Source organism: Streptomyces sp. NPDC127097 (assembly GCF_042724075.1).
In the GTDB taxonomy this organism is placed as follows: Bacteria; Actinomycetota; Actinomycetes; order Streptomycetales; family Streptomycetaceae; genus Streptomyces.
The window spans coordinates 1-10,309 of record NZ_JBHXFI010000054.1 but is presented as its reverse complement, the minus strand read 5'-3'; the positions used below and the strand labels follow the sequence as shown (position 1 = coordinate 10,309).

Genomic DNA, 10,309 nt, shown 5'->3' with positions numbered 1-10,309 from the left:
GGCGCTCCCACCTGTTGAGGTGTCCGGGCCCGCCCGACGGCAGCTGCCTGCCGTTACTGCGTGCGGTTCTCGCCGCGGTAGTACTCGAAGACCCAGCCGAAGAGACCCACGAGGATCACCGGCAGGGAGAAGTACAGCAGCCACCAGCCGAAGACGACGCCCATGAAGGCGAGCGCGCCACCGACGGCCAGGGACAGCGGCTGCCAGCTGTGCGGGCTGAAGAAGCCCAGCTCACCGGCGTCGTCCGAGACCTCGGCGTTCTCGTTGTCCTGCGCACCCGCGTCGACCCGCCGGGCCGTGAAGGCCAGGTAGTAGCCGACCATGATGCACAGGCCGAAGGCGAGGAACAGTGCGGTGGTACCCGCGGGCTCCTTCGACCAGACGCCATAGACGATCGCCATGGCGAGGACGAAGACGGAGAGCCAGATGAACATCTTGCCCTGGATCTTCACTTGCCCGCCTCCTTGCCGCCGGCGAGGCTCTTGTCGTCCTCAGTGGCGCGGCCGTTGTGCAGCGCGTCAAGAGCTGCGATCTCCGGGTGGTGCAGATCGAACGCCGGGGATTCGGAGCGAATGCGCGGCAGGGTGAGGAAGTTGTGCCGCGGCGGCGGGCAGGACGTCGCCCACTCCAGCGAGCGGCCGTAACCCCAGGGGTCGTCGACCTCGATCTTCTCGCCGTACTTCGCCGTCTTCCAGACGTTGTACATGAACGGCAGGATCGACAGGCCCAGCAGGAACGAGCTGATCGTCGAGATGGTGTTCAGCGCCGTGAAGCCGTCGGCCGCGAGGTAGTCCGCGTAACGCCGCGGCATGCCCTCGGCACCCAGCCAGTGCTGGACGAGGAAGGTGCCGTGGAAGCCCACGAACAGCGTCCAGAAGGTGATCTTGCCGAGCCGCTCGTCCAGCATCTTGCCGGTGAACTTCGGCCACCAGAAGTGGAAACCGGCGAACATCGCGAACACGACCGTACCGAACACCACGTAGTGGAAGTGCGCCACGACGAAGTACGAGTCCGAGACGTGGAAGTCCATCGGCGGCGAGGCCAGGATGACACCGGTCAGACCACCGAAGGTGAAGGTGATCAGGAAGCCGATCGTCCACAGCATCGGCGTCTCGAAGGACAGTGAGCCCTTCCACATCGTGCCGATCCAGTTGAAGAACTTCACACCCGTCGGCACCGCGATCAGGAACGTCATGAACGAGAAGAACGGCAACAGCACGCCGCCCGTCACATACATGTGGTGCGCCCACACCGTCACCGAAAGACCGGCGATCGAAATCGTCGCCGCGATCAGACCGATGTAACCGAACATCGGCTTCCGGGAGAACACCGGAATGACCTCGGAAATGATGCCGAAGAACGGCAGCGCGATGATGTACACCTCGGGATGGCCGAAGAACCAGAAGAGGTGCTGCCACAGCAGTGCCCCGCCATTGGCCGCATCGAAGACGTGCGCCCCGAATTTACGGTCCGCCTCCAGCGCGAACAGCGCCGCCGCCAGCACCGGGAAGGCCAGCAGCACCAGCACACCGGTCAGCAGCACGTTCCAGGTGAAGATCGGCATCCGGAACATCGTCATGCCGGGAGCCCGCATGCAGATGATCGTGGTGATGAAGTTGACCGAACCGAGGATCGTGCCGAAGCCGGAGAAGGCCAGACCCATGATCCACATGTCGGCGCCGACGCCCGGCGAGCGGACCGCGTCCGACAGCGGGGAGTAGGCGAACCAGCCGAAGTCGGCCGCACCCTGCGGGGTGAGGAAGCCGGCCACCGCGATCAGCGAGCCGAAGAGGTAGAGCCAGTAGGCGAACATGTTCAGCCGCGGGAACGCCACGTCGGGCGCGCCGATCTGGAGCGGCATGATCCAGTTCGCGAATCCGGCGAACAGCGGCGTCGCGAACATCAGCAGCATGATCGTGCCGTGCATCGTGAACGCCTGGTTGAACTGCTCGTTCGACATGATCTGCGTGCCGGGACGGGCCAGCTCGGCGCGCATGAGCAGCGCCATCAGGCCGCCGACGCAGAAGAACGCGAACGACGTGACCAGGTACATCGTGCCGATCGTCTTGTGGTCAGTGGTCGTCAGCCACTTCACGACGGCGATGCCGGGTTGCTTCTTGCGTACGGGCGGTGCTGCCGGAGCCGTATCGGCGGCGGCACCCTGAGGTTCGTTGAGGATGCTCACTGGTTCTTGGTCTCCGCATTCCTGGCGTGATCCGACTGCTCGATGCCCGCCGGCAGGTATCCGGTCTGGCCCTTCTTCGCCAGGTCCTTCAGGTGCTCCTGGTACCGCTCGGGGGAGACAACCTTGACGTTGAAGAGCATCCGGGAGTGGTCGACACCGCAGAGCTCGGCACACTTGCCCATGAAGGTTCCCTCCTTGTTGGGAGTCACCTCGAAGACATTGGTGTGGCCCGGGATGACGTCCTGCTTCATCAGGAACGGCACCACCCAGAAGGAGTGGATGACGTCACGAGAGGTCAGCACGAACTGGACCGTCTCGCCCTTCGGCAGCCACAGGGTCGGACCGGGGTTGCCGGTCTGCGGGTTGCGCTCACCCGGGGTGCCCGTGTCGTAGACACCGTCGGCACCGGCCGGCGCGGTCTTCTTCCACTTGTCCGGGATCGCCTTGAGCGCCGGGGAGTCGATGGCCGACGTCGACTTGTCGCCGTCCGTGTTCTCCAGGTAGTTGAACGCCCAGCTCCACTGGAAGCCGACCACGTTCACGACGTGGTCCGGCTTCTTCGAAGTCTTGAGGAGTGCGCTCTCATCACGTGCGGTGAAGTAGAAAAGCACCGCAATGATGATGAACGGCACGATCGTGTACAACGCCTCGATCGGCATGTTGTACCGGGTCTGCGCGGGGACCTCCACCTTGGTCCTGCTGCGGCGGTGGAAGATCACGCTCCAGATGATCAGGCCCCACACCAGCACGCCCGTTGCGAGGGCGGCGGCCCAGGAGCCCTGCCAAAGAGAGAGGATCCGCGGCGCCTCGTCGGTGACGGGCGTTGGCATGCCGAGGCGGGGGAAGTCCTTATATGTGCAACCAGTCGCGGTCGCCAGGACCAGGCCCGCAGCAAGCACCTGCGGCAGCTTCCGCCGCATCGGGCGCCGCGACGAGCGGTCGGAGCCGTTGGGACTCACGTAGCGCCTTCCCGAGAGTCTCGCCCGCGAGACCGGCTGCGGCCGTCTCGCTGGTCGGTCGCCGGCCCTGGCGCGGGCAGGGGTTTGGATGTTTATGCGGACCAAACCCTACTGGACGCTATTTGGGGTCGCGCGGGGAGGGTGCCCAACGCGCCGCGTCGCACCCCTAAGGGGTGGCCAGGGCCTTCGGGAGACGTCCGCCGAAGCCCCGATTACCCGCTTTCACCAGGCATCTGACGCCGCGCCCGGCACCGGCTCCCACCGCTCCCCCGGCGGCGCCGGCCCGCCCCGCCCCCGCGGGACCGGGGTCCCGCGCTCCCGCCCGGCGGGTGCCGGGCCCGCTCCCCGGAAAGAGGGGACTAACGTCTCGTATGTGCCCTACTTCGACGCGGCCTCCGCCGCCCCGCTGCATCCCGTCGCCCGCGAGGCCCTGCTGGCCTCGCTGGACGAAGGCTGGGCCGACCCGGCCCGCCTCTACCGCGAGGGGCGGCGCGCCCGGCTGCTGCTGGACGCGGCGCGGGAGGCCGCGGCCGAGGCCGTGGGCTGCCGCCCGGACGAGGTGGTTTTCACCCCTTCGGGGACACAGGCGGTGCACTCGGGAGTCGCGGGGGCGCTGGCGGCCCGCCGGCGGGCCGGCCGCCGGCTGCTGTACTCCGCCGTCGAGCACTCCTCCGTGCTGCATGCCGCCGAGGTCCATGCGGCGGCCGGCGGCAGCTGCACGGAGCTGGCGGTGGACCGCGGGGGCCGGGTGGCGGCCGGGGACGTCGCCGCCGCGCTGAGCCCGGACACCGCACTGGTCTGTCTCCAGTCCGCCAACCACGAGGTGGGGACCGAGCAGCCGGTCGAGGAGGTGGCCGCGCTCTGCCAGGAGGCGGGCGTGCCCCTCCTGGTGGACGCCGCGCAGTCGCTGCCCTGGGGGCCGGTGCCCGGCGGCTGGTCGCTGCTGGCGGCGAGCGCCCACAAGTGGGGCGGCCCGGCCGGGGTGGGGCTGCTGGCGGTCCGCAAGGGGACCCGGTTCGCCCCCCAGGGGCCGCGGGACGAGCGCGAGTCGGGCCGCAGCCCGGGGTTCGAGAACATCCCGGCGATCGTGGCCGCCGCGGCGTCGCTGCGCGCACTGCGGGCGGGCCCGGAGACCGCCGCCGAGGCGGCCCGGCTGCGGAAGCTGGTGGACCGGATCCGGACCCGGGTGCCGGAGCTGGTGCCGGATGTGGAGGTGGCCGGCGATCCGGTGCACCGCCTCCCCCACCTCGTGACCTTCTCCTGCCTCTACGTCGACGGGGAGGCGCTGCTGCACGAGCTCGACCGGGCGGGCTTCTCGGTGTCGTCCGGCTCGTCCTGTACGTCCAGCACGCTGACACCGAGCCATGTGCTGCGGGCGATGGGCGTGCTGTCCGAGGGGAATGTGCGGGTCTCGCTGCCGTACGGCACGGAGGGCGCGGAGGTGGAGCGCTTCCTGGAGGTGCTGCCGGCGGTGGTGCGCTCGGTGCGGGAGCGGCTGGGCGTCCCGGCGGCGGGGCGGGAGACGGCGGCAGGGCGGGAGCCGGTGGCGGCGACGGCCGGCGGGGGCCCGGAAGCGGCGGCCGGCGGCCCGGTAGCGGCCCCGGCAGCGGCCGAGGAACCTGGGGAGCCCGGTGAGTCCGTAGAGCCCGGCGAGTCCACTGCCTCCGCCGAACCGGCCGGTCTGGTCGTCGACTCGCTCGGCAAGCGCTGCCCGCTCCCGGTGATCGAGCTGGCGAAGGCGGTCCTGGAGGTGCCGGTCGGCGGGACGGTGACGGTGCTCGCCGACGACGAGGCCGCCCGGCAGGACATCCCGGCCTGGTGCGCCATGCGCGAGCAGGAGTACGTGGGCGAGCGGCCGGCCGAGCGCGGCGCCGCGTATGTCGTGCGGCGCCGCGCCTGACCCGGCGGTTCAGACCAGGTGCTGCTGGACCTCGGCGGCGGCCTCGTGGCCGTATGCCTTGGTGAAGCGGTCCATGAAGTGACTGCGGTGCAGCTCGTACTCCTGGGTGCCGACGGTTTCGATGACCAGCGTCGCCAGCATGCAGCCGACCTGCGCGGCGCGCTCCAGGCCGACGCCCCAGGCCAGACCGGACAGGAAGCCGGCGCGGAAGGCGTCGCCGACGCCGGTCGGGTCGGCCTTGGCGTTCTCCTCCGGGACACCGACCTCAAGAGCCGGCTCGCCGACCCGCTCGATGCGGACGCCGCTGGCGCCGAGGGTGGTGACGCGGGTGCCGACCTTGGCGAGGATCTCCTCGTCGGTCCAGCCGGTCTTGGACTCGATCAGGCCCTTCTCGTACTCGTTGGAGAAGAGGTAGGCGGCGTCCTCCAGGAGGGTGCGGATGGCGTCGCCGTCCATCCGGGCGATCTGCTGGGAGAAGTCGGCGGCGAACGGGATTCCGCGGCTGCGGCACTCCTCGGTGTGCCGGATCATCGCCTCGGGGTCGTCCGCACCGATCAGGACGAGGTCCAGGCCGCCGACCCGCTCGGCCACGTGCTGGAGCTCGATCAGCCGGGCCTCGCTCATCGCGCCGGTGTAGAACGACCCGATCTGGTTGTGGTCGGCGTCGGTGGTGCACACGAAGCGGGCGGTGTGCAGCACCTCGGAGATGCGGACGGAGCGGGTGTCGACGCCATGGCGGTCGAGCCAGGCGCGGTACTCCTCGAAGTCGTTGCCGGCGGCACCGACCAGGATCGGCTCGGTGCCGAGCTGGCCCATGCCGAAGCAGATGTTGGCGGCGACGCCGCCGCGGCGGACGTCGAGCTGGTCGACCAGGAACGAGAGGGAGACCGTATGCAGCTGGTCGGCGACCAACTGATCGGCGAAGCGGCCGGGGAAGGTCATCAGGTGGTCGGTGGCGATGGAGCCGGTGACTGCGATACGCACGACGGGTCTGCTCCTGCGGAAGGCGGAGGGACGGGCGGACGTGAAGCAACGCTACCCCGCGAGGTCGCGCACCACCCGGTCATCCCGGACACTTGAACCACTGAAACTACCCGATAGTAGGTCTTTCTCCTCGATACTCGGCTGCGTACGGTGCCCCTATGACCAAGCCTGTGAAAGCCGTCACACCACGCCACGGCGCCTCCCCCCACCCGCAGGAGCCGGAGTCGCTCGACGAGCTGCGCGGCGACTGCGCGCGGATGGCGGGCCACTGGAAGGCCGGCCGGTCCTCCGCGCCCGCGCCGGGACGCGCCGCCGATCTGCACGGCGTCAAGGTCCCCGACTCCTCCGCCGCACTGGTGGACGGAATGTCCGAGTACGGCGACTGAGTCCCGCCCCGCGGCCGCCGCAGCGCGTGCCGGGGGAACCGCGCACGCCCCCGCCCCGTCCCATCGACGTCCACCTCATGGAGGATGGCACGTCAGATGTTCAGCGGAGCTGAAGGAGCGATGCGGTGAACACCGAGGACAGCACCGACACGAACCCCAAGGAGCGCAAGCGGCGTACCCCGCTGGTGGCCGCCGCGATGGCCGCCGCGGTGCTGCTGGCCGGGGGCGGCGCGGCGTACTGGGCCTCGTCCGCGTCCAGCAGTGAGGGCTCCGGCGCGGGCTCCGCGGCGAAGGGCGACCCGCCGCCGCTCGCGCTCGACGGCTACAGCGGCGGCGGCTCGATCGCGGCCGGTGAGCCCAATCCGCAGGGTGCGAAGTACCGGGCGGTGAAGAAGCTGCCCGGCGGTCCGGCGTCCGCGCCGGTGTACCGCCCCAAGGGCGAGATCAGCCGGCAGTCGGTGGAGCGGCTGGCGAAGGCGCTGGATGTGGCCGGAAAGGTCCGCTCGGAGGGCGCCAGCTGGAAGGTGGGCGGGGCGCCGGATTCCCGTGGCCCCCTCCTCCAGGTGAGCAAGACCGGCTCGGGCGCGTGGACGTACTCGCAGTACGGCACCCCGGGCGGGACGAACTGTGCGCTGCCCGCCTCCCCGAAGGGCGGCCAGGACGGGTCCGGTGGCGGTACCCCGTCGAACCGGCCCGGCTGTCCGTCGTACCGCGGCGGCGGGGACGTCACGACCGAGGACGACAGCAGCGGCAAGGGCGCGGTGTCGCCGGAGAAGGCCAAGCAGGCGGTGCGGCCGGTGCTGACGGCGCTCGGCCAGAAGAACGCCCGGCTCGACGCGGGCGGGCTGTCCGGCGCGGTACGGGTCGTCACCGCGAACCCGGTACTCGGCGGGCTGCCGACCTATGGCTGGCAGAGCGATCTCCAGGTCGGCTCGGACGGTCAGGTGGTCGGTGGCAGCGGCCAGTTGGCGAATCCGGTCAAGGGCGCGGAGTATCCGGTGCTGAGCGCCGAAAAGACGCTGGACCGGCTGAATTCGGGCGAGGGCCGCAAGCCGGCCGGCTGCCCCTCGACGCCCGGCAACAAGACCGACAAGGGCGGCAAGGACGGCGGGATCGCGCCCTGTGAGCCGTCGCCGACGAAGGCGCAGCCGCCGGCCGAGGTGACCGGTGCGGTCTTCGGGCTCGCGGTGCAGTACGTGGACGGCGGCCAGGCGCTGGTGCCGTCGTGGCTGTACAAGGTGCGCCAGCCGGGCGCCGGCAGCGGCCCGGACACCGCCTCGACGGTCACGCACCCGGCGGTGAACCCGAAGTACCTGGCCCACCGGGGCAGCGGGACGTCGCAGAGCCCGGGACAGTCGCCGCACAAGCCGACCGGGAAGCCGGGGGCGATGGCCCTGGAGTCGTACGACGTGAGCGACGGCGGCAAGAAGCTGACCGTGCACTTCTGGGGCGGGGTGTGCAGCGTCTACTCGGTGAGCGCGCAGGAGTCGGCGACGACGGTGAAGACCAAGGTCGTCGGCAAGGACAAGAAGCCCGGCCAGGTCTGCGTGAAGATCGCCAAGGAGTTCACCAAGACCGTGACGCTGGAGAAGCCGCTGGACGGCCGGAAGGTGATCGATGAGTCGAGCGGCGACTCCGTGCCGAAGCGGTAACGGGCCCCGCGGAAGCCGCCGGGCGGACCCGGCGGAGACGGATACGGCGAAAGCGGCGCTCCCCCTCTGGGGGCGCCGCTTTCGTGCGTACCGGCCCGTACTCCTTAGCTGAAGGAGTCGCCGCAGGCGCAGGAGCCGGTGGCGTTCGGGTTGTCGATCGTGAAGCCCTGCTTCTCGATGGTGTCGACGAAGTCGATGGAGGCACCGCCCAGGTAGGGGGCGCTCATCCGGTCGGTGACGACCTTGACGCCGTCGAAGTCCTTGACGACATCGCCGTCGAGCGAGCGCTCGTCGAAGAAGAGCTGGTAGCGCAGGCCGGAGCAGCCGCCGGGCTGCACGGCCACCCGCAGCGCGAGGTCGTCCCGGCCTTCCTGCTCCAGAAGGCTCTTGACCTTCGACGCGGCCGCATCGGACAGGATGATGCCGTCGCTGACGGTGGTCTCGTCCTGAACGCTCATCTAGATCTCTCCCGGGTTGTACGGACCGCTTGTCATCGGTTGCAACCAGCTGCAACCGGGGACGTCCCGGATTAATTCCGGCTGGGCGCAATTCGTCGAGAAGCCTTCCGGGCACCGCCGGGGGCGGCCTCTCCTGTCGTTCTCTCCTCATGCTCGCACACCGGCCACCGAGAACAGGTGGCCGACCGCACACGGCGGGGTGCTGATGCGTCACATCGACACTATGGCCATCGTCAAAGTGACGTGAAGCAGCTATGATAGATAACGTCAAATAGACGAAAAGGCTGTATCAAGAGCCGCCCGCAGAAAAGAGAGGGTGCGTGTTGTGACCACCGCCCAGCCCCTGGACGTCCAGCCGACCCCGCTGGCCCTGCTCCTCCTCGGCCGCGAGGCCGACCCGAAGAGCGAGCGCGGTGTGGAGTGCCCCGGCGATCTGCCGGCCCCGTCGGACCCCGACCTCGTCGAGCGCGCCCGCGCGGCCAAGGCGAAGCTCGGGGACAAGGTCTTCGTCCTCGGGCACCACTACCAGCGCGACGAGGTCATCGAGTTCGCCGATGTGACCGGCGACTCCTTCAAGCTCGCGCGGGACGCCGCCGCCCGGCCGGACGCCGAGTACATCGTCTTCTGCGGTGTGCACTTCATGGCGGAGTCGGCCGACATCCTCACCGGCGACGACCAGCAGGTCATCCTCCCCGACCTGGCCGCCGGCTGCTCGATGGCCGACATGGCCACCGCCGAGCAGGTCGCCGAGTGCTGGGACGTGCTCACCGAGGCCGGTATCGCCGAACAGGTCGTGCCGGTCTCGTACATGAACTCCTCGGCCGACATCAAAGCCTTCACCGGCAAGCACGGCGGCACGATCTGTACCTCCTCCAACGCCAAGCGCGCGCTGGACTGGGCCTTCGAGCAGGGCGAGAAGGTCCTCTTCCTGCCCGACCAGCACCTGGGCCGCAACACCGCCGTCCGCGACATGGGCATGACCCTGGACGACTGCGTGGTCTACAACCCGCACAAGCCGAACGGCGGGCTGACCGCCGAGGAGCTGCGGGCCGCCAAGATGATCCTGTGGCGCGGCCACTGCTCGGTGCACGGCCGCTTCTCCCTGGATTCGGTGAACGACGTACGGGCGCGCATACCCGACGTCAACGTCCTGGTCCACCCCGAGTGCAAGCACGAGGTCGTGGCGGCGGCGGACTACGTCGGCTCGACGGAGTACATCATCAAGGCCCTGGAGGCCGCCCCCCGTGGCTCGAAGTGGGCCATCGGCACCGAGCTGAACCTGGTCCGCCGGCTGGCGAACCGCTTCGCCGCGGAGGACAAGGAGATCGTCTTCCTCGACAAGACGGTCTGCTTCTGCTCGACGATGAACCGGATCGACCTTCCCCACCTGGTGTGGGCGCTGGAGTCGCTGGCCGTCGGCAAGGTCGTCAACCGCATCGAGGTCGACCAGGAGACGGAGAGCTTCGCCAAGTTGGCGCTTGAGCGGATGTTGGCGTTGCCGTAGCCGCACGATTTCGGCTGCCCCGCCGTGGGGGTTTCGCGCCGTTTGGTGCCCGCTTGCGCGGTGCCCCCGCCGTTGCTCCCCCACTGCCTGAAGGGCGTGGGAGGTACCCCCACGCGGCGGGCGGTGCCGCTGCGCGGGGCTGTGGCTCGGGTGAGGCTTGCGGGATCTTCGCCAGTGCGCCTGCGGCGGGCTTTGCCGTTGCGCGGGGCTGTTGGGGTGCGGTGACGGGCCTCCGGGCCGGTGTGTGGGACTGCTTCGCTTTACGTCCCACACACCGGCCC

At 69.7% G+C, this 10,309-nt stretch carries 9 protein-coding genes; 4 read left to right on the top strand and 5 right to left on the bottom strand.

The window, feature by feature from the left end; genetic code table 11:
* Positions 1-53 precede the first annotated feature (53 nt).
* From ACFWJW_RS30230 to coxB, 3 genes are read right to left on the bottom strand one after another with little or no spacing between them, the layout of a single operon-like run.
* The gene (locus ACFWJW_RS30230; RefSeq protein ID WP_128506350.1) at positions 54-452 is read right to left on the bottom strand and encodes a cytochrome c oxidase subunit 4; all 399 of its coding nucleotides are present in this window, start codon (positions 450-452) and stop codon (positions 54-56) included.
* Positions 449-2,185 (bottom strand): cytochrome c oxidase subunit I, encoded by a 1,737-nt coding sequence (gene ctaD / locus ACFWJW_RS30225; RefSeq protein WP_168478723.1) that lies wholly within the window; start codon positions 2,183-2,185, stop codon positions 449-451. The genes ACFWJW_RS30230 and ctaD overlap by 4 nt, the downstream gene beginning before the upstream one ends.
* The gene (gene coxB, locus ACFWJW_RS30220; RefSeq protein ID WP_387247354.1) at positions 2,182-3,144 is read right to left on the bottom strand and encodes a cytochrome c oxidase subunit II; all 963 of its coding nucleotides are present in this window, start codon (positions 3,142-3,144) and stop codon (positions 2,182-2,184) included. Before coxB ends, ctaD begins: the two co-directional genes overlap by 4 nt.
* A 373-nt stretch (positions 3,145-3,517) precedes the next feature.
* Here coxB and ACFWJW_RS30215 point away from each other — a divergent pair, with 373 nt between their 5' ends.
* Positions 3,518-5,044 carry a cysteine desulfurase/sulfurtransferase TusA family protein gene (locus tag ACFWJW_RS30215; RefSeq protein ID WP_387247353.1) on the top strand — a complete coding sequence of 509 codons (1,527 nt, stop codon included), beginning with the start codon at positions 3,518-3,520 and terminating at the stop codon, positions 5,042-5,044.
* A 9-nt stretch (positions 5,045-5,053) separates the two neighbouring features.
* Here the strand turns inward: ACFWJW_RS30215 and ACFWJW_RS30210 are convergent, their stop codons facing one another.
* A complete protein-coding gene (locus ACFWJW_RS30210; RefSeq protein WP_387247352.1) occupies positions 5,054-6,028 on the bottom strand; it encodes a carbohydrate kinase family protein in 975 nt (324 codons plus the stop codon).
* 158 nt (positions 6,029-6,186) lie between these two features.
* Here ACFWJW_RS30210 and ACFWJW_RS30205 point away from each other — a divergent pair, with 158 nt between their 5' ends.
* Positions 6,187-6,414, top strand: a complete 228-nt coding sequence (locus ACFWJW_RS30205; RefSeq protein ID WP_387247351.1) for a hypothetical protein — start codon at positions 6,187-6,189, stop codon at positions 6,412-6,414.
* A gap of 125 nt (positions 6,415-6,539) precedes the next feature.
* Positions 6,540-8,066, top strand: coding sequence for a hypothetical protein (locus ACFWJW_RS30200; protein ID WP_387247350.1), 1,527 nt, complete (start codon positions 6,540-6,542; stop codon positions 8,064-8,066).
* Positions 8,067-8,170: 104 nt separating this feature from the next.
* Here ACFWJW_RS30200 and erpA read toward each other — a convergent pair whose 3' ends face one another.
* Positions 8,171-8,524, bottom strand: a complete 354-nt coding sequence (erpA, locus tag ACFWJW_RS30195; protein ID WP_006606077.1) for an iron-sulfur cluster insertion protein ErpA — start codon at positions 8,522-8,524, stop codon at positions 8,171-8,173.
* A 316-nt stretch (positions 8,525-8,840) separates the two neighbouring features.
* Here erpA and nadA point away from each other — a divergent pair, with 316 nt between their 5' ends.
* Entirely contained in the window at positions 8,841-10,028 is a 1,188-nt protein-coding gene (gene nadA / locus ACFWJW_RS30190; protein ID WP_387247349.1) for a quinolinate synthase NadA, read from the top strand.
* Positions 10,029-10,309 lie beyond the last annotated feature (281 nt).

Excerpts from the sequence above, each read along its gene's own strand:
- ACFWJW_RS30205 (WP_387247351.1), top strand. The coding sequence starts at position 6,187 with ATGACCAAGCCTGTGAAAGCCGTCACACCACGCCACGGCGCCTCCCCC.
- erpA (WP_006606077.1), bottom strand. The coding sequence starts at position 8,524 with ATGAGCGTTCAGGACGAGACCACCGTCAGCGACGGCATCATCCTGTCC.